The following is a 19,383-nucleotide window of genomic DNA, read 5'->3' as shown; positions in this document are numbered from 1 at the left end:
GCAAGCGACACTTGCTCAGTTATTAGAGCGCAATCTTGCCAAGGTTGAGGTCACGCCTTTTTGTTATGAATAGGGAACCTCGTGTGTCGCTCCAAATTTATAGTTGTCATCATACTTAATGGTGAAGCAAGCGACACTCGCTCAGTTATTAGAGCGCAATCTTGCCAAGGTTGAGGTCACGCCTTTTTGTTATAAATAAGGAACATCGTGTGTCGCTCCAATTTATAGCTGACATCATGCTTGAATGGTGAATATACGGACGCGGGGTGGAGCAGCTTGGTAGCTCGTCGGGCTCATAACCCGAAGGTCGTCGGTTCAAATCCGGCCCCCGCAACCAAATTTCAGGCAAAAACTTTAATAGTAATTTCCTTAGTAGAATGCACTGTTCATTAATAAATGAGCCTGTATTTCTATCAAAATTCTTCTTAGACTCTACACTAAATGTGGCAGAGTTAGCTGCTCTTTTTCCATGCTGAGAAGCATAAACCCATCAGTGTAATAATTTGTTGAGATTAAACCTAGCGTTCTTTCTATGCGTTAATGTTCAACAAAATCTGCATATTTTTGTTTTAGTTTAGGCCTTATTTGGACTGGATTTGCTCGAAAGACTAACAGACTTATCCACAGGTGTTTTTTTGTGGATAATCTGGTGAATAACCTGAATGTTTACTGATATTTTTAGAGGTTTTTGACGATCATTTGTGTTGTGTTTTTTTTTTTTGAGTTCTTAAATCTTTTTTAAATCCATGTATACAAAGGGTTTTGTGGTTTTTTAGGCTGTTTTTGAAGTTTATTTGCTTGATCAATAATTGCATGTTTTTTGATCTTGGTCATTTGCGGTAAATGTGATTAACTTCTGTATATGAAAGAAAACAATCAATCAAATTTTGCTTTTTCCACATTTCATATCTTTAGACCTAGGTCAAGTTATTACCATTGAAAAAATGAAACATTTACGCGTCTCTTGGTAATCCTTTCTGCACTATTCGTATCAGCCTATCAATCTTAGTCGAAGATATAGGGATTTGTGTGATTTGTTGCTCAATTGCCCAATTAATATGTTCATCCAATATTGTGCTCATCCCGAGCCGTTGTTTGAGGGCATGAATAATATCTGCCGAATATGGAGCATTACCCATAGCAATTGATAAATTTCGTAGCCACTTTATATGACCTATCCTTCTTATCGCTGACCCCTCCATATTTTTTAGGAAGGTTTGCTCGTCCCAATTAAAAAGATTTACTAGATCAGGCGATAACAGAGCTTCTCTGCGATGAAAATCGTCCTCATCAGTCAAATTAGCAAAGCGATTCCATGGGCATACGAGCTGGCAGTCATCACAACCGTATATACGATTACCCATTGGTTTGCGAAATTCCTCTGGAATGACGCCATCGTGTTCGATTGTCAGATAAGAAATACAGCGCCTAGCGTCAACTACGCCCTCTGCTACGATAGCTTGGGTAGGGCAGGAGGTGATACAAGAAGAGCATTTGCCACAGTCCCCTTTGTGGGGCTGGTCTACTGGTAATGGTAAGTCGACAAGCAGTTCCCCTAAGAAGAACCAAGAGCCACAGTCTTTGTCGAGAAGAAGAGAGTGCTTACCAGTCCAACCTAAACCTGCTTTTTGAGCTAGCGGACGCTCTAGTATCGGAGCTGAGTCGACAAAGGGACGATAGCCGTATTGTCCAACTTCATGCTCTATCTTTTGTCCAAGCTTCTTTAACTGATTTCGCAACAGTTTATGATAGTCTCGTCCAAGTGCGTAACGGCTGATATATGCATGATTTGGTTGTGCTAGATTTGTTGCGAATTGAGCTTCAGGCGGAAGATAATCCATACGCACACTGATCACTCTCAAAGTGCCTGGGACGAGCTCATGAGGGCGAGCTCGCTTCATGCCATGTCGAGCCATCCAGTCCATTTCCCCATGGTATCCAGCATCTAACCAGCTTTGCAAGTTTGATTCATGGTCTTTCAAGTCAACATCACAAATTCCCGTTTTTTGAAAGCCAAGCTCTTTTGCCCAGATTTTGATCTTGTTTGCTAGCTCTTGATAGTTCATTCTAATAGCTCTGTGAAACGGGAGGCGGATCTTATCGGATCTTTTTTATTGAATCTAGCAGCCAAAACAGAGAATTCATGCCAAAATAACAGGAATTTGTTTTTTACTTACACAACAGACCTTGTCTGACAATTCCAACCCAGTTTACTATTCTTAGTCTTTTATTTTTTTATCGTCACCAAGTAGAGATTGACCTTCATGACCACGAAACAGTTTGCCCTCAAAGATGAACATGCCACCATTGCTCTGGGGGCATTAATGGCAAATCTATGTACCAAGCAAACTACCATTTATTTACATGGGGATTTAGGGGCAGGTAAAACCACCTTTAGTCGAGGTTTTGTGTGTGCTCTTGGTCATAAAGGTAATGTGAAAAGCCCGACTTATACCCTAGTTGAGCCTTATGAATTAGGGCAATGGCAGGTTTATCATTTTGATCTTTATCGCTTATCGGATCCTGAAGAATTAGAGTTTATGGGTATTCGTGATTATTTTACCTCAGATGCAATCTGTCTTGTCGAGTGGCCAGAAAAAGGTGAAGGGTTACTTCCATGTGCTGATTTGGATATTGAACTCAGTTACTCGGGTGAGCAAAGAAGCGTAAATGTGATCGCTAACAGTGCCTATGGTTCTCAATTAATTGAACAGTTAGATTTATGACATTGAATAGATTTTCAAAGTTTGCTTACGCTTTTTGGCTTTTGGTCTTGCCTATCTCTGTTTGGGCAAATGCTTTGCAGGGGGTGCGTGTTTGGCCATCCCCAGATGAAACACGAGTGGTTATTGATCTCGCCTCAGAAGCTGAATATAGCTACTTTTCACTCAGTAGTCCGCGAAGGCTGGTGGTTGACCTCAAGCAAACGAGTCTAGGCACTCAATTACCCATTAATGTTTCAGATAGTCCTGTTCTAAAGAAAATTCGGCGAAGTTCTCCGCCAGAAAAGGGCACCTACCGATTAGTGCTTGAGTTAAAAAGTCGTGTTGATCCTCAGTTATTCAAGCTAGCACCAACTCCCGGTGGACAGTATGGCCATAGACTGGTCATTGATATGCCTCATACTCGATCATCTTCAGTGCCCAATACTTCCAAATCTAGTGTGCCACGAGTTAGTCGCGACGCATCACAGCTGTTGGGAACGGCTGATATTGTAGTGGCGATTGATGCGGGTCATGGCGGTGAAGATCCAGGCTCAATAGGCCCTTCTCGAAAGTATGAAAAGCACGCGACCCTAGCAATTTCCAAGAAAATTGCTGATCAGATCAACGCTGTGCCTGGAATGAAAGCGGTTTTGACTCGACATGGAGACTACTTTGTTAATCTAAATAAGCGTTCTGAAATTGCTCGGACTAATAAAGCACATTTGTTAGTTTCTGTGCATGCTGATGCGTTCAGTTCTCCTCAACCTCGTGGTGGCTCTGTATTTGTGCTTAACACTCGCCGAGCAAACTCAGAAATCGCCCGTTGGGTGGAAAACCACGAAGAGCAGTCTCAGTTATTAGGTGGAGCTGGAGAAGTACTGGCTAAAAATAATAGCGATAAAAACATCAGCCAGACCTTGTTAGATTTGCAGTTTAGCCACTCCCAGAAAGAAGGGTATAAGGTTGCCACCCAAATCTTGCAAGAAATGGGAAGAGAAGGCATTAAGTTGCACAAAAAGAACCCTGTTAATGCCAGCTTAGCTGTGTTGAAGTCACCAGATATACCTTCTGTGCTCGTCGAAACAGGCTTTATTTCTAATCCGACAGAGGAAAGGTTGCTGTTTCAGCGTAGTCACCAAAACAAACTGGCAAGAGCCTTAGCGAAAGCCATTGTGCAGTATTTTGAAGCAAGTCCACCAGAGGGAACCTTATTTGCCAATCGAGACAAGTCTATCAAACACAAAGTACAGCGAGGCGAATCACTTTCTGTTATTGCTAAAAAATATGGCTCAACCACTCGAGCTATTATGCAAACCAACAAACTTAAAAGCTCGAGTTTGGCAATTGGACAAGTATTGACTATTCCGGCGGCAAAAGGCTCAGTGCCAGTCCCCAGATTAACTAATCCAGTAGAAACGAAAACCATTACTCATAAAGTGGCTAAGGGAGAATATCTCGGTAAGATTGCATCGCGGTATAAAGTTTCTGTTACCGATATTAAACGAGAAAATAACCTTAATTCAGATACGTTGAGATTGGGTCAAAAGCTACGTATTACCGTTAGTATGAAAGATCAGCCTTTAAAGAAGCATAAAGTCAAGCGTGGAGAGTTTCTTGGTAAAATAGCTCGTCAGTATGGTGTTGGTGTCAGTACACTTCGACAAGCCAATAATTTGCGTTCTGATCAGCTTGCTGTCGGGCAAGTATTGATTATTCCCAACAAGTAGTAACGAGTATGACTATCAAAATCTTGCCTGCTCGTCTGGCAAACCAAATTGCAGCAGGGGAAGTGGTAGAAAGGCCTGCGTCTGTCGTTAAAGAGCTAGTGGAAAATAGCTTGGATTCTGGTGCTACCCGGATCGATGTTGATATCGAAAAAGGTGGGGCAAAGCTTATTCGTGTGCGGGATAACGGCAAAGGTATAGCCAAAGAGGAGCTGGGTTTGGCTCTGAGTCGCCATGCCACATCAAAAATTGATTCTCTTGATGATCTCGAGGCAATCATGAGCTTGGGGTTTCGCGGTGAAGCATTAGCTAGTATTAGTTCTGTATCACGTCTCACCTTAACGTCCCGCCCAGTCACTCAGGAGCAGGCTTGGTCTGCGTATAGTGAGGGAAGGGATATGCAAGTTAGGCTCCAACCTACAGCTCATCCTATTGGTACAACAGTTGAAGTATTAGATTTATTCTTCAATACTCCAGCTCGACGCAAATTTCTTCGTACAGAAAAAACAGAATTTACTCATATTGATGAGCTTATCAAGCGTATTGCTTTGAGCCGTTTTGAGGTGACGATTAACCTTAAACATAATGGTAAGCTTGTTAAGCAATATCGTTCTGCTCAAACAAAAGTACAAGAAGAAAAGCGTATCGCAGCGGTTTGTGGTAGTGCTTTTGTACGCAATATGCTTAATATTGAGCTAGAACATAATGGATTGAAGTTGTACGGCTGGATAACGACTCCAGAAGGTGCTAAGCAGCAAGGTGATCTTCAATACTGTTATGTAAATGGTCGTATGATGCGTGATAAATTAATTAATCACGCAATTCGTCAAAGTTATGAAAATAGTTTACGTCCCGACCAGTTTGCCACTTATGTATTGTTTATCGATGTGGAGCCTTCTCAAGTCGATGTCAATGTGCATCCGGCCAAACATGAGGTTCGTTTTCACCAGGCACGCCTCGTTCATGACTTTATTTATCAGGCGCTCACTGATGCTTTAGCGCAGAGTGCTTGCATAGATAAGCCAACAATCAATCAATCTGCTTTTCATAAACAAGAATCGGTTACACCAGTGCATCAGGCAAATATGCGACAGAATGATTCAGCCATGGTTTGTGAATCTGTATATGAGGCAGTTGAGAGAGTTCCCGCTTATCCGGGGCGAGTTGATTATGGCAATCAGCCTCCGTCCAATAATCACTCAGGCCAGATTAAAGAGACTCGCCAAACTAAGGATTGGCTTGGTAGTGACTATGGTAAAAAAGATAAGTCACCAGCCAAGGAGCGATATGGTGAGCATTCTCCCAGCAAGCAGCAAGTTGAAGCTTACACTGAACTACTCCAAACGGCCGATGTCAATAATACCTGTCTAACGGCTGAGTCTGATGCAGCAGTATACCCGATGAGTGATATCTCTCTTGATACGGCTGGAGAAACGATAGAGGCGCTGGGCAAGGTTATCTGTGTGGTTCATGGTCAATATGTTCTGATGGCAGATAAGCAAGGGGCAAGAATAGTTTCTCTTGCTCAAGCGCAGCGTATGCGTATTCTAGGTCAGTTGCGTGTGGGTAATGAAAGCCTGAAATCTCAGCCATTACTTGTTCCACTCTCGTTAAGTCTGAGTCCGGTTCAGATGCAGACTGCTGATCGTCATAGAAACCTACTAATAAAGCTTGGTATTGATATCAAGCCACGCGGTGCTGATTCGCTTATGGTCATGGGTGTGCCTCAACCTCTGCGACAACAAAACTTACAACAACTGCTACCAGATCTGTTATCTTACGCCGCTAAACTGTCAGAGATTGAACAAGACTCATGTTTGCCTCAGTTGTCTACTTGGTTAACAAATCGAGTTGTATCTCCCAAAAGTGACTACACTTTGTCGGAAGCGATTCATATCGTTGCAGAGATTGAACAACTTTGGCAAAACAAGTTGCCTCTCGATGACCGTAAGTTTGTTTGTCCTGTTGATTTTTCTTCAACCATTGCAGCGATGAAGTTATGACAAAAGAATTACCACTGGCTCTGTTTCTAATGGGGCCGACCGCATCGGGCAAAACGGATTTAGCGATTCGTTTACGTAAGCAGTTTCCTGTTGAGATTATATCGGTTGATTCAGCGCTTATTTATAAGGGTATGGATATCGGCACCGCTAAGCCGAGCGGTGATGAATTGTTGAAGGCTCCGCATCGCCTCATTGATATCTTAGAGCCAACAGAAGCTTATTCTGCTGCAGACTTTCGCCATGATGCACTAAATGAAATGCGTATTATCTCCCAGCAAGGAAAGATCCCGCTGCTTGTTGGAGGGACAATGCTGTACTACAAAGCTCTATTGGAAGGCTTATCACCACTGCCAGCTGCAAATGTCGAAATACGCCAGCAAATAGAACAAGAAGCATTGACGCATGGTTGGGATGTCTTGCATGATCAATTAAAGCAAATTGATTCCGTAGCTGCAGAGCGCATACACCCAAATGACCCTCAAAGATTGTCTCGGGCATTGGAAGTGTATAGAATTTCCGGTAAAACCTTAACTGAGCTTACGCAAACAAAAGGCGATAGTCTTCCGTATCGTGTAAGACAGTTTGCGATAGCGCCTAAGGAAAGATCAGAACTTCACCGCCGTATTGAGTTGAGATTTGATCAAATGATAAAAGCCGGATTCGAGCAGGAAGTGAAGGCGTTATATGCTCGACAGGATCTGCATCCCGATCTTCCATCTATACGTTGTGTGGGCTATCGGCAGATGTGGGAATATTTGGATGGGAATAGCACGCTTGATGAAGCGATCTTCAAAGGTATTTGTGCTACCCGCCAGTTGGCCAAGCGGCAGATTACCTGGTTACGCAGCTGGGATAATTTAACTTGGTTAGATAGCGAAAACATAGAACAAGCATTTGAAACTGTATCAAATACGATAGTATCTGATGGTTTTAGTTGTGTATAATGTGATCGCTTTTGCGTGAATGCACCTTGTAAAAGATCAGTTACTTGAAATTTGGCCTTAAAGCCATCATAACAAGTAACGTCAGGGTGTTTTTTATTCGTTTAGCTCAGATGCAAAGGCGCACCTAGTTTTCGCGCACCACTAGCTAAATAACTAGAACAAAATTACAAAATAAGGAAAATAAAATGGCTAAGGGGCAATCTCTTCAAGACCCATTCTTAAATGCATTACGTCGTGAACGTATTCCAGTATCAATCTACCTAGTAAACGGAATTAAACTACAAGGTCAGATTGAGTCTTTCGACCAGTTTGTGATATTGCTGAAAAACACCGTAAATCAAATGGTTTATAAGCATGCGATTTCTACAGTCGTTCCTGCTCGTCCGGTTAGCCACCATAGTGGTGAACGTCCTCAAGGTGGTGAGCGCCAATCAGAAAAGTCAGAAGATTAGTCCTCTGAACTTAGCTAATTATATTTTAAGGAGTTGATTGCTTGTTTGACCGTTACGAAGCCGGTGAGCGAGCCGTACTTGTTCATATCAACTTCACGCAAGAAGGGGAGTGGGAAGATCTCAGTGAGTTTGAAATGCTGGTATCTTCTGCTGGGGTTTCTAGCTTACAGGTTGTAACTGGGAGTCGTCAGTCACCACACCCCAAATATTATGTCGGTGAGGGCAAAGCTCAAGAAATTGCCCAGGTTGTGCGATTGTCGGGAGCAGATATTGTTATTTTTAACCATGCTCTGTCGCCAGCCCAAGAACGAAATCTGGAATCTTTATGTAAGTGTCGAGTGCTTGATCGAACGGGGCTTATCTTAGATATTTTCGCCCAGAGAGCTCGAACTCATGAGGGTAAATTGCAAGTAGAGCTTGCTCAACTCCGTCATATTTCAACTCGCTTAATACGCGGTTGGACCCACCTTGAGAGACAAAAGGGGGGGATTGGTTTACGTGGGCCTGGTGAGACTCAGTTAGAAACAGACCGACGTTTATTGCGTGATCGTATCAAAGCTATTTTGCGCCGTTTGGAAAAAGTCGCGAAACAGAGAGAGCAAGGTCGGCGGGCTCGAAGTCGAGCACAAATTCCGACAATTTCTCTGGTAGGCTATACCAATGCTGGTAAGTCGACCATGTTTAACCGTATCACTCAAGCTGGTGTATACGCTGCAGATCAGTTGTTTGCCACACTCGACCCTACGTTGAGGAAAATCGACCTTGCTGATGTAGGACCTGCTATTTTAGCGGATACGGTTGGTTTTATTAGGCATCTACCTCATGATTTGGTTGCTGCGTTTAAGGCGACATTGCAAGAAACGCAAGAAGCTGACATTTTGTTACATGTTGTGGATGCCAGTGATGAGCGTTTTCGTGAGAATATTGGCGCTGTTCACGAAGTTCTAGAAGAAATTGATGCTCATGAAGTACCAGCTCTTCTAGTCATGAATAAAATTGATAACCTTGAATCCCAGTCTCCTCGTATTGAACGAGACGAAGATGGTGTGCCGCGAGCCGTGTGGGTTTCGGCTATGGAAGGTGTGGGTATTGAACTATTGTTTGACGCTTTGACTGAAAGGTTAGCCAGTCAGATGGTTCAATATCATTTGCGTATCCCACCTCAACATCAAGGTCGGATACGCAGTACATTCTTTCAAATGAAGTGTATTCAACAAGAAGACTATGATCAGGACGGCAATTTGTTGATCGATGTTAGGATGCAACAGGTTGACTGGTCTAGACTCGAAAAAAGAGAAGGGGCAGTTTTTCGTGACTTTATAGTTACTTAAATGACTGCTACAGTATAACGTCATATCAAATGATGGAGCTTTCTAATGGCGTGGAATGAGCCTGGTAATAATAACGGCAACAATGGCCGCGATAATGACCCTTGGGGCAACAATAATCGTGGTAATAAAGGTGGCCGTGATCAAGGACCGCCAGACTTAGACGAAGTCTTTAATAAACTGAGTCAGAAACTGGGTGGAAAGTTTGGTGGTGGAAAAGGTGGTAATGGGGCCTCTATCGGTGGCGGAGGCGGAGCACTTGGTTTTGGTGTTATCGCGATTATCGCTATCGCTATTTGGGTCTTTGCTGGTTTCTATACCATTGGTGAAGCAGAGCGTGGTGTTGTGTTACGCCTAGGAAAATACGACCGTGTGGTTGATCCAGGCCTCAACTGGCGCCCTCGTTTTATCGACGAAGTGACCCCAGTCAATGTTCAAGCAATACGTTCTTTGCGTTCTTCAGGTCTGATGCTGACCAAAGATGAGAACGTTGTGACGGTGGCTATGGATATTCAATATCGAGTGGCTGATCCATACAAATACCTATTTCGTGTGACAAACGCTGATGATAGCTTACGTCAAGCGACTGACTCAGCACTACGTGCTGTAATAGGTGATTCACTAATGGACAGTATTCTAACTAGTGGACGACTATCAATCAGGCAGAATACGCAAGTCACTTTAGAAAATATTGTCGACAGTTACGATATGGGTATTGAAGTAGTTGCGGTTAACTTTGAAGATGCGCGTCCACCTGAAGAAGTTAAAGATGCATTTGATGATGCGACCGCTTCTCGTGAGGATGCTCAGCGATTTAAGCGTGAAGCTGAAGCGTATCAGAATGACATTATCCCTAAAGCGAAAGGTCGCGCCGAGCGTCTACTTAAAGAAGCGCAAGGTTATAGCGAGCGAGTGGTTAATGGTGCATTGGGTCAAGTTGCTCAGTTTGAGAAACTATTGCCAGAATACCAAGCATCTCCTGATGTCACGCGTAATCGTCTCTATCTAGATACAATGGAAAAGGTCTACGCCAATACATCGAAAGTTCTTATCGATTCTGAGTCGAGTGGTAACCTTTTGTATCTGCCAATCGATAAGCTCAGAGAAGGTCAAACTAAGGCGAAAAGTCGTTCAATAAAAGAGACGTCAACCTATGACCAAATTGAATTGGAGCCGCAATTGAACAGTCAGAATACTGATTCGTCATCTCGTTCTACGTCACGTCAGGGGAGATATTAATCATGCGTAAATTAATGATCCCAGTATTAGTTGTTGGCTTAGTGCTGCTGCTTATGTCGTTATTTGTTATTCCTGAAGGCGAACGCGGTATTGTGATTCGTTTCGGACGTGTACTGAAAGACAATAATGAAATTGCGCGTATTTACGAGCCAGGTCTTCACTTTAAGATGCCTTTGTTCGACAAAGTAAAAACGCTAGATGCGAAAATCCAAACTATGGATGGCCGCTCAGATCGTTTTGTTACTTCTGAGAAAAAAGACGTACTGATAGACTCATATGTTAAGTGGCGTATTGAAGATTTTGGACAGTACTATCTTGCAACTGGTGGCGGTAATGCTGGCACAGCGCAAACACTACTAGGCCGTAAAGTGACTGATGTACTTCGTTCTGAAATTGGTGCTCGTGAAATCAAGCAAATTGTTTCAGGTCCAAGAAATAACGATATTCTGCCAGATAGCGCAGATAGCGAAGAAGTGACCACTGAAGCGGCGAAAGAAGCGCTTGAAGTCGACGGTGAGCGCGACATCATTATGAAGAATGTGCTTAATGGAACACGTATAGATGCGATGGAAGACTTGGGTATCCACATAGTGGATTTCCGAATGAAGAAAATAAACCTTCCGGATAGTATCAACCAGTCGATTTATAATCGTATGCGTGCTGAGCGTGAATCAGTGGCTCGTCAATTCCGTTCTCAAGGACGTGAGCAAGCAGAGGTTATTCGCGCTCAAGCAGAACTGGAAGTGGCCACCATACTGGCAGAGGCAGATAAAACGGCTCGAGTCACTCGAGGTGGAGCGGATGCTCAGGCAGCGAAAATCTATGCTGAGGCATACAATAAAGACCCAGAGTTCTTTAGCTTTGTGCGATCTTTACGTGCTTATGAAGAATCTTTCAGTGACAAGAGTGATATCCTAGTGTTGGATCCAAACAGTGACTTCTTCCAGTATATGAATAAAGCGTCTGGTATTGCTGCCAAGTAATATTTGGATAAATTTTTAAAGGCTCCTTAGCGGGAGCCTTTCTTTTTTGAGAGAAAACTATGTCTAGTTCTTTGTGGTTGGCAATCGGATTAGTATTGATTGTTGAAGGCTTGGGGCCTTTGGTTGCTCCCAATGGTTGGCGTAATATGGTTCGTCAACTCAGCGATCAGCAAGATAACCAATTACGTAGGATCGGAGGGTGTTTAGTGGTTGCAGGTATTGTGATCGCTTACGTGTTTCACTAACAACTAGTAATGGGGAGGTGGTGTTTCTTGCGCAGGATCAGCTAGGTTTGATGAATCGATATTCTTGACCTTTCCGACTACGTACTTCATCTGATCTTGCATTTTTGAGATCAACAATTGCTGCTGGCTCAACGCTTCATTGAGAGACTCGACAGTTTGTTCCTGAAAAGCAAGCTGACATTCGAGATCGTTGATGCGATTTTCTAATTCTTGTATGTGTTTTTCTGTCATGACTAATAGTCTACCCTCCAAGCCTGAGCGATCCCAGCTGATGAACCTGACACCACTCTATTCTTATCATCAAAGGCTGCATCATACACTACCGCACGCGGAGGGCGAGTATCTTTTAGTGGCTCTGCCTCAAATCCATCAACTCTTTTCCCTGATTGAGTATTCCAAACCATTATCCGGCTTGAAGGAGTGCCTGTCACAAGATATTGACCATCATCTGAAAAACGAGCGGTAGAGAAAATGAGTTGACGAGAAAAGCTACGAAGTTTGGACACTTGCTTACCCGTTTTTAAATCCCAAATTATGGCTTGGTTTCCTCCATCTGAGGTAAAAGCAAATAGGCCATCTCTTTGTAATGTGACTCGATTGATCCGCTGTTCGTGTTTGAAGCTTCTGATAATCTGGCCGTTGCGCGTGTCCCATAAATAAGCGGTATAGTCATTACCGCCAGATAGCGCGTATCGTCCATTCGGTGATAAAGCGACCGAATTAACTTTTTCATTATGCGCAAGGAACTCTAACCGTCTTCCGGTGACTAAGTTGACGTAGATGGCTTTGCCGTTGGATAGACCAAGTAATACTTGTTCGCCATTACTGGCAATGTCGATATCGCGAATTAAACCGTCGGAGATGGACCATAATCCCTGTGCTTGTGTCCAGGCAAGATCCCACACCGCAAAGTTTATTTGTGTTGCTGTGACTGCGAATCGTCCGTTATCTGAGATACGTATTCGCGAAACAGTACTTGCCTGAGGATCTTGTTCTCCTAATGAGGCAAGCTCTTTATTTTGGTTCAGATCCCACAAGACCAGTTGATGCTCTTTGGAGTACAATAATGCGAATCGTGCATCTCGACTCAAAGCAAAGCTTGTGGTGCCGAGAGGCTCAATGACCCAGCGTTGATCATCTTGAGTGGAGAAAAAGCAACCATTTAACGTAGAGATGACAAACGCAAGTAACAGAGTGTGAAAAATAATTCGCATTAACTACAAAGATCCGCTTCAGTTAACGTTTAATTTAAACGCATATTGGTTATAGTGGTACAACATACTTGCATGCACCAGTCAAAATTGCAGATTTGTGCACAAAGACAAATGGTTAGCCATTAATTGGAGAATTAAATGAAATCTATTTTTAAGGTGTCGTTGCTTGCAGCAACAGTAATGTTAGCGGTTGGCTGTCAAAAAGACGATGAAACAAAAGCGGATGCGGCACCTGCAGCCGATCAAGCAGTAGTAAAGACGGTTGAGTTTAAAACAGACGACGAAAAAGCAGCATATGCAATTGGTGTGTCTTTTGCGAATTATCTGAACACCAGCCTTGACAAGCCGAATGAGATCGGTATCAATTTGGATAAAGAGCTAGTGCTTAAGGGCATCGAGCATGTATTCGAAGGTAAGCCAGAACTCAACGAGGAAGAAACTCGCACTGCTCTTGAAGCTCTAGATAAGCGTGTTGCTGAAACCATGCAAAAGCAATCAGCTGAAAAAGCAGCTGAAGCTAAGAAAGCAGGTGACGACTTCCGAGCAGAATTTGCTAAGCAAGAAGGTGTTAAGAAAACTGAATCAGGCCTTCTTTATCAAGTTGTGACGCCTGCTAAGGGTGAGCAACCTAAAGATACTGACACAGTGCAAGTGCACTACAAGGGCACTCTTATCGACGGCACACAATTTGACAGCTCTTATGATCGCGGTGAGCCTGCAACTTTCCCACTTAATCGTGTGATTTCTGGTTGGACTGAAGGTGTACAGCTCATGCCTGTAGGTTCTAAGTACAAATTTGTTATCCCACCAGAGCTAGCTTATGGAGAGCAAGATACGCCAAGTATTCCTGCAAACTCCACCTTGGTATTTGAAGTTGAGCTGCTAAAAATCGATAACGCTGAAGAAGCAGAGCAAGCGGTTCAGTAACCTCAGCTTTTCACAAAATAAAGGCCTGATTTTGTCAGGCCTTTTGTTTTTTGTCTGATAAATACTTTGTTCTAAATCACTAGCTGACGGTGTAGCTAGGTATTCTATTCAAATTTTCTGATAAACTTACACCAATTTGTTGATTTTTCGCTCGAAGGCTTAAAAAGTGACAACGACAGAAACAGTTAATATGGATATGTTACTTGAAATGGAATCGGTTAATGTGATGCCATTTAGTGAGCATGATAAAATTATTCTTAGATCTTATGAGGCCGTAGTGGATGGGATTGCCAGCTTAATTGGTCCATTTTGTGAGATTGTGCTTCATTCCTTGGAAGATCTTAATACCTCGGCAATCAAAATTGCTAATGGAGAAAACACTGGACGTCAGGTCGGATCGCCAATCACTGATCTTGCATTAAAGATGCTACGTGATATTGAAGGATCCGAACGAAACTTTTCTCGTTCTTATTTCACTCGTGCTAAAGGTGGCGTTCTAATGAAGTCTATTACCGTCGCCATCCGTAATGGAGAAAACCGGGTGATAGGTTTGTTATGCGTTAACGTTAATCTCGATGCGCCTTTCTCTCAGGTGTTGCAATCTTTCATGCCATCAGAAGAAGCTAAACAAGCGGCATCTTCGGTGAACTTTGCCAGTGATGTTGAAGAATTGGTCGATAAAACGGTTGAGCGGACCATCGAAGAGATCAATGCCGATAAATCCGTATCGAATAACACTAAAAATCGCCAAATTGTCATGGAATTATACGCTAAAGGTATTTTCGATATTAAAGATGCGATTAATCGGGTGGCTGATAGGTTGAATATTTCTAAACACACGGTTTATCTTTATATCCGCCAGCGCAAAACAGAGGATGAGGAGAGTTGAACCCTTTAACCTATACCCTAGTAGTCAATGGCTCAGTGTATGGAGACCAATCCCCACGTACTGCGTACCAATTTGCTGTGAGTTTGATCAATCAGGGACATCAATTAGTGAGTGTGTTTTTCTACCAAAATGGTGTAACCAATGGCTGTTCACTGACTGTACCGGCAAACGATGAGTTTGACCTCGTTAAGGCGTGGCAAGCATTAGCTCAAAAACACAACATACGTTTGGAAACTTGTGTGGCTGCAGCATTGCGTCGTGGTGTGGTCAGTCAAGATGAAGCAAATCAGCACAATCTTATGCAAAATAATCTTGCGCAAGGTTTTGAACAAGCAGGGCTTGGAGGTTTAGCTGAGGCGATGTTGACCCAAGATAGAGTGGTGCAGTTTTGAGTTCGTTGACCTACTTATTCAGGACCGCTCCACATGGCTGTGCGTCTGGGCGTGAAGGGGTGGATGCCCTTTTGGCCGCTTCTGCTTATTGTGAAAATATTCGAGTGATATTTATTGGCGATGGTGTGTACCAATTGCTAGCTAGTCAGCAAACCCAAAATATACTCAGCAAAGACTATGCCCCTATGTTTAAGTTGTTCGAACTTTACGATATTGAGCAAGTGTTTGTTTGTCGTGATTCTTTGGCAGAACGAGGCGTGCAACAGGCCGATCTTGTGATCGATGCTCAAAGGTTGGATGCAGAAGGTATTAAATTGCAGATCCAGTCTTCAGACAAACTTCTCTCATTTTAGGATTGTTATGTTACATATTGTTAAATCAATAACAGCATTGGAAGAAGTAAGAAAAGTGTACGCAGATAACGACGTTTTGCTGCTCATTCAAGATGCTGTATATGCGGTAAACCCTTTACATAGAATTTTCCCGATAGTAAAAAATTTAAATACCTTTGCACTTCAAAGTGATCTAGAGGCGAGAGGCATGGTTAACCGAGTCAGTCCATCAGTACATATTGTTGATTATGATGGCTTTGTGACACTTACTGCCGAATCTTCTACTTCCCTGACTTGGAACTGAACTCACTTCTTCCTTTTGTTATCAAGCAAGCTTTATCAAGATTCATCCGAGTTGGATAAAAAAGATTCGTATATTTCTTGACACACATCTCACTGCTGAATAGAATTTTGCGTCCCTAATTGTCTTTGATGATTGGGGATAGATTTTTCACAAAGCTTACTTTCAAGTAATTCAGGAGCTAGTTAATGGCAACTATTAACCAGTTGGTACGTAAGCCTCGTGCAAAGCAAGTTGTTAAAAGCAACGTGCCAGCACTAGAAGCGTGCCCACAAAAACGTGGTGTATGTACTCGTGTTTACACTACTACACCTAAAAAACCTAACTCAGCACTTCGTAAAGTTTGTCGTGTACGTTTGACAAACGGTTTCGAAGTAACTTCGTACATCGGTGGTGAAGGTCACAACCTTCAGGAGCACTCGGTTGTTCTAATCCGTGGTGGTCGTGTTAAAGACCTTCCTGGTGTGCGTTACCACACTGTACGTGGTGCACTTGACTGTGCAGGCGTTAATGACCGTAAACAAGGTCGTTCTAAGTACGGTGTGAAGCGTCCTAAGTCTTAATGCCCTTCTTTTTTTAAAGAAGCGTTAAGTAAGGCCAAACACCAAAAATTCATTATTAATTTTTGAAGAAACTGAAAAGTTTTGGATAACCTGAAGAATAAGACAACGGAGAAATACCATGCCACGTCGTCGCGTCATTGGTCAGCGTAAGATCCTTCCAGATCCTAAGTTCAAATCAGAACTGCTGGCAAAATTCGTTAACATCCTTATGGTTGACGGTAAAAAATCTACTGCAGAGAAAATTGTTTACACTGCACTAGACACTATGGCTGAGAAATCTGGTAAAGATCACTTAGCTGTATTTGAAGAAGCTCTTGAAAATGTTCGTCCAGCGGTAGAGGTTAAATCTCGCCGTGTGGGTGGTTCAACTTACCAAGTTCCTGTAGAAGTGCGTCCTGTTCGTCGTAATGCACTTGCTATGCGTTGGGTAGTTGAAGCTGCGCGTAAGCGTGGTGAAAAATCTATGGCTGCTCGCCTAGCTGCTGAAATGCTAGATGCTGCAGACAACAAAGGTACTGCTGTTAAGAAACGTGAAGACGTTCACCGTATGGCAGAAGCGAACAAAGCGTTTGCTCATTACCGCTGGTAATACCTTTCAGTGCCGCGAGACTCCTCGCGGTACTACTCTAGTTCCTATGCGTAAGCTTAGGAACTATTGCTATATCTAGGGCGCTGAAAACTGACATAGTGTCATTTAAGTAAGGCGAGACTAGCAATAGCAATAGTCCCTAATTCAAGAGGATTCAACCGTGGCTCGTAAAACACCTATTGAGCGCTACCGAAATATTGGCATCGTTGCCCACGTAGATGCGGGTAAAACCACTACAAGTGAACGTATTCTTTTCTATACTGGCCTATCTCACAAAATTGGTGAAGTTCACGATGGTGCTGCCACCATGGACTGGATGGAACAAGAACAAGAGCGTGGTATCACAATCACTTCTGCAGCAACCACCACTTTTTGGCGTGGTATGGAAGCGCAATTCCAAGATCACCGTATCAATATCATAGATACTCCCGGACACGTTGATTTTACCATCGAAGTTGAGCGTTCTTTACGTGTGCTTGATGGCGCTGTTGTTGTATTTTGTGGTTCGTCAGGTGTAGAACCTCAGTCAGAGACCGTTTGGCGTCAGGCTGATAAGTATCATGTTCCTCGTATGGTTTTCGTCAATAAGATGGATCGTGCGGGTGCTGATTTTCTGCGTGTTGTAGATCAAATCAAAAACCGCCTTGGTGCTAACCCTGTTCCAATTCAACTCAACGTTGGGGCGGAAGACGACTTCAAGGGCGTCATTGACCTGATCAAAATGAAAATGATCAACTGGAATGCCGAAGATCAAGGTACCACTTTCACCTATGAAGACATTCCTGCAGATATGACTGAACTTGCAGAAGAGTGGCGCAACAATCTTGTTGAGTCAGCGGCAGAAGCAAGTGAAGAGCTAATGGATAAATACCTTGAAGAAGGTGAGTTGTCTGAAGCTGAGATAAAGCAGGCATTACGCACACGTACACTTAACAATGAAATTGTTCTGGCTACATGTGGCAGCGCATTTAAAAACAAAGGTGTACAGGCGGTATTGGACGCGGTTGTTGAATATCTACCGTCTCCAATTGACGTACCAGCTATCAAAGGTGTTGATGAAAAAGACAACGAAGTTGAGCGTCATGCAGACGACAACGAACCTTTTGCAGCACTAGCGTTTAAAATCGCAACGGACCCATTTGTCGGTACGTTAACTTTCATGCGTGTTTACTCAGGCGTGGTTAACTCTGGTGATGCAGTTTACAACTCGGTTAAGCAAAAGAAAGAGCGTTTTGGCCGAATTGTACAAATGCATTCTAATAAGCGTGATGAGATTAAAGAAGTTCGTGCTGGTGATATTGCTGCGGCAATTGGCCTGAAAGATGTGACGACGGGTGATACCTTATGTGATCAAAACCATAAGGTGATTTTGGAACGTATGGAGTTCCCCGATCCGGTTATTCAAATTGCGGTCGAGCCTCGCTCTGTCGCCGACCAAGAAAAAATGGGTATCGCACTTGGTAAACTTGCTGCGGAAGATCCATCTTTCAGAGTTGAAACGGACGATGAAACAGGTCAAACACTGATCTCTGGGATGGGTGAACTTCATCTTGATATCATTGTTGACCGCATGAAACGTGAATTCAGCGTTGACTGTAATGTTGGTAAACCCCAGGTGGCTTATCGAGAAACTATCCGTGGTAGTGCGGAAGTGGAAGGTAAATTTGTACGTCAATCTGGTGGTCGTGGTCAGTATGGTCACGTATGGATCAAACTGGAGCCATCTGAACCTGGCGAAGGTTTTGTCTTTGTTGACGAAATTGTGGGTGGTGTGGTTCCTAAGGAATACATCAGTTCGGTAGCGAAAGGTATCGAAGAACAAATGAACAGTGGTGTTCTGGCTGGTTACCCAGTGCTAGACATAAAAGCAACCCTGTTTGATGGTTCTTACCATGATGTTGACTCTAACGAGATGGCGTTTAAGATCGCCGGCTCAATGGCATTTAAGAAGGGTTCATTAGAAGCACAACCTGTACTTCTAGAGCCAATGATGAATGTCGAAGTAACTACTCCTGAAGATTGGATGGGTGATGTTGTTGGTGACTTAAACCGTCGCCGCGGCATGATTGAAGGTATGGACGAAGGCGTGGCGGGTATTAAGATCATTCGCGCTCAAGTACCTCTGTCTGAAATGTTTGGCTACGCAACAGACTTGCGTTCTGCAACTCAAGGTCGAGCATCTTACTCGATGGAGTTCAATGAGTACGCAGAAGTGCCGAAAAACTTTGCCCAAGCAATCATTGCAGAGCGTGGTTACTAATAAAAACGTATTAACCTTTAAAAATAGCAAGACTTTTTTGAAGATCAATACGTCCAAATATTGCGCTGACGGACGTTGGCGCATAAAATAGCAAATTCTGGCGCGTCGTGATCAATAACGTTCGCGGCGAATCATAACTAGGAAGGAACACGATCGTGTCTAAAGAAAAATTTGAACGTACTAAACCGCACGTTAACGTTGGTACTATCGGCCACGTTGACCACGGTAAAACAACTCTAACTGCTGCAATCTGTACTACTCTATCTAAAGTGTACGGCGGTGAAGCGAAAGAC

Annotated in this window: 21 protein-coding genes and 1 tRNA gene; 19 read left to right on the top strand and 3 right to left on the bottom strand. The window is 43.2% G+C overall.

What is annotated here, in order from left to right; translation table 11 throughout:
• Positions 1–260 precede the first annotated feature (260 nt).
• Positions 261–337 (top strand) — tRNA-Met (locus tag MHN79_RS20375).
• A 616-nt stretch (positions 338–953) separates the two neighbouring features.
• Here MHN79_RS20375 and queG read toward each other — a convergent pair.
• Positions 954–2,066 (bottom strand): tRNA epoxyqueuosine(34) reductase QueG, encoded by a 1,113-nt coding sequence (gene queG, locus MHN79_RS20370; protein ID WP_239174774.1) that lies wholly within the window; start codon positions 2,064–2,066, stop codon positions 954–956.
• A gap of 198 nt (positions 2,067–2,264) precedes the next feature.
• Here queG and tsaE point away from each other — a divergent pair, with 198 nt between their 5' ends.
• The 9 genes from tsaE to MHN79_RS20325 all read left to right on the top strand — a co-directional run bounded on the left by tsaE (position 2,265) and on the right by MHN79_RS20325 (position 11,623).
• The gene (tsaE, locus tag MHN79_RS20365) at positions 2,265–2,726 is read left to right on the top strand and encodes a tRNA (adenosine(37)-N6)-threonylcarbamoyltransferase complex ATPase subunit type 1 TsaE (protein WP_239174772.1); all 462 of its coding nucleotides are present in this window, start codon (positions 2,265–2,267) and stop codon (positions 2,724–2,726) included.
• A complete protein-coding gene (locus tag MHN79_RS20360; protein WP_239174770.1) occupies positions 2,723–4,432 on the top strand; it encodes a LysM peptidoglycan-binding domain-containing protein in 1,710 nt (569 codons plus the stop codon). The genes tsaE and MHN79_RS20360 overlap by 4 nt, the downstream gene beginning before the upstream one ends.
• 8 nt (positions 4,433–4,440) lie before the next feature.
• Positions 4,441–6,432, top strand: a complete 1,992-nt coding sequence (gene mutL / locus MHN79_RS20355; RefSeq protein ID WP_239174768.1) for a DNA mismatch repair endonuclease MutL — start codon at positions 4,441–4,443, stop codon at positions 6,430–6,432.
• Complete coding sequence (gene miaA / locus MHN79_RS20350; protein WP_239174766.1) at positions 6,429–7,376, top strand: tRNA (adenosine(37)-N6)-dimethylallyltransferase MiaA; 948 nt, start codon at positions 6,429–6,431, stop codon at positions 7,374–7,376. The genes mutL and miaA overlap by 4 nt, the downstream gene beginning before the upstream one ends.
• Positions 7,377–7,561: 185 nt before the next feature.
• The gene (hfq, locus tag MHN79_RS20345; protein ID WP_114787991.1) at positions 7,562–7,828 is read left to right on the top strand and encodes an RNA chaperone Hfq; all 267 of its coding nucleotides are present in this window, start codon (positions 7,562–7,564) and stop codon (positions 7,826–7,828) included.
• Between the two features lie 41 nt (positions 7,829–7,869).
• On the top strand, positions 7,870–9,159 hold the full coding sequence (gene hflX / locus MHN79_RS20340; protein ID WP_114787992.1) for a ribosome rescue GTPase HflX: 1,290 nt from the start codon (positions 7,870–7,872) through the stop codon (positions 9,157–9,159).
• A gap of 45 nt (positions 9,160–9,204) precedes the next feature.
• Positions 9,205–10,395: an FtsH protease activity modulator HflK gene (gene hflK / locus MHN79_RS20335; RefSeq protein WP_114787993.1), complete on the top strand. Its 1,191-nt coding sequence runs from the start codon at positions 9,205–9,207 to the stop codon at positions 10,393–10,395.
• 2 nt (positions 10,396–10,397) lie between these two features.
• Positions 10,398–11,378: a protease modulator HflC gene (gene hflC / locus MHN79_RS20330; protein ID WP_239174764.1), complete on the top strand. Its 981-nt coding sequence runs from the start codon at positions 10,398–10,400 to the stop codon at positions 11,376–11,378.
• A gap of 59 nt (positions 11,379–11,437) precedes the next feature.
• The gene (locus tag MHN79_RS20325; protein ID WP_239174761.1) at positions 11,438–11,623 is read left to right on the top strand and encodes a DUF2065 domain-containing protein; all 186 of its coding nucleotides are present in this window, start codon (positions 11,438–11,440) and stop codon (positions 11,621–11,623) included.
• A 3-nt stretch (positions 11,624–11,626) separates the two neighbouring features.
• Here MHN79_RS20325 and MHN79_RS20320 read toward each other — a convergent pair whose 3' ends face one another.
• Positions 11,627–11,854: a SlyX family protein gene (locus tag MHN79_RS20320; RefSeq protein WP_152429420.1), complete on the bottom strand. Its 228-nt coding sequence runs from the start codon at positions 11,852–11,854 to the stop codon at positions 11,627–11,629.
• Positions 11,855–11,856: 2 nt separating this feature from the next.
• On the bottom strand, positions 11,857–12,837 hold the full coding sequence (locus tag MHN79_RS20315) for a hypothetical protein (RefSeq protein ID WP_239174759.1): 981 nt from the start codon (positions 12,835–12,837) through the stop codon (positions 11,857–11,859).
• Between the two features lie 138 nt (positions 12,838–12,975).
• Between MHN79_RS20315 and fkpA the strand changes: the two genes are divergently transcribed.
• From fkpA to MHN79_RS20270, 9 genes are all read left to right on the top strand, one after another.
• Complete coding sequence (fkpA, locus tag MHN79_RS20310; RefSeq protein ID WP_152429422.1) at positions 12,976–13,764, top strand: FKBP-type peptidyl-prolyl cis-trans isomerase; 789 nt, start codon at positions 12,976–12,978, stop codon at positions 13,762–13,764.
• Positions 13,765–13,930: 166 nt separating this feature from the next.
• On the top strand, positions 13,931–14,653 hold the full coding sequence (locus tag MHN79_RS20305) for a transcriptional regulator (protein WP_114787999.1): 723 nt from the start codon (positions 13,931–13,933) through the stop codon (positions 14,651–14,653).
• Positions 14,650–15,045, top strand: coding sequence for a sulfurtransferase complex subunit TusD (gene tusD / locus MHN79_RS20300; RefSeq protein ID WP_239174756.1), 396 nt, complete (start codon positions 14,650–14,652; stop codon positions 15,043–15,045). The genes MHN79_RS20305 and tusD overlap by 4 nt, the downstream gene beginning before the upstream one ends.
• Positions 15,042–15,398: a sulfurtransferase complex subunit TusC gene (gene tusC / locus MHN79_RS20295; protein ID WP_239174754.1), complete on the top strand. Its 357-nt coding sequence runs from the start codon at positions 15,042–15,044 to the stop codon at positions 15,396–15,398. The genes tusD and tusC overlap by 4 nt, the downstream gene beginning before the upstream one ends.
• 7 nt (positions 15,399–15,405) lie before the next feature.
• On the top strand, positions 15,406–15,681 hold the full coding sequence (tusB, locus tag MHN79_RS20290; protein ID WP_239174752.1) for a sulfurtransferase complex subunit TusB: 276 nt from the start codon (positions 15,406–15,408) through the stop codon (positions 15,679–15,681).
• 185 nt (positions 15,682–15,866) lie between these two features.
• Complete coding sequence (gene rpsL / locus MHN79_RS20285) at positions 15,867–16,241, top strand: 30S ribosomal protein S12 (protein ID WP_004399892.1); 375 nt, start codon at positions 15,867–15,869, stop codon at positions 16,239–16,241.
• Positions 16,242–16,359: 118 nt separating this feature from the next.
• Positions 16,360–16,830 (top strand): 30S ribosomal protein S7, encoded by a 471-nt coding sequence (gene rpsG, locus MHN79_RS20280; protein ID WP_114788003.1) that lies wholly within the window; start codon positions 16,360–16,362, stop codon positions 16,828–16,830.
• Positions 16,831–16,990: 160 nt separating this feature from the next.
• Positions 16,991–19,090, top strand: a complete 2,100-nt coding sequence (fusA, locus tag MHN79_RS20275) for an elongation factor G (protein ID WP_239174750.1) — start codon at positions 16,991–16,993, stop codon at positions 19,088–19,090.
• A gap of 155 nt (positions 19,091–19,245) precedes the next feature.
• The coding region (locus MHN79_RS20270; protein ID WP_239172727.1) for a GTP-binding protein at positions 19,246–19,383 on the top strand (138 nt) is incomplete at its 3' end.

It is taken from the genome of Vibrio sp. Of14-4 (genome assembly GCF_022347625.1).
Taxonomy (GTDB): domain Bacteria; phylum Pseudomonadota; class Gammaproteobacteria; order Enterobacterales; family Vibrionaceae; genus Vibrio; species Vibrio pristinus.
The sequence above is the reverse complement of the archived record's forward strand: the minus strand, read 5'-3'. Positions and strand labels throughout refer to the sequence as shown.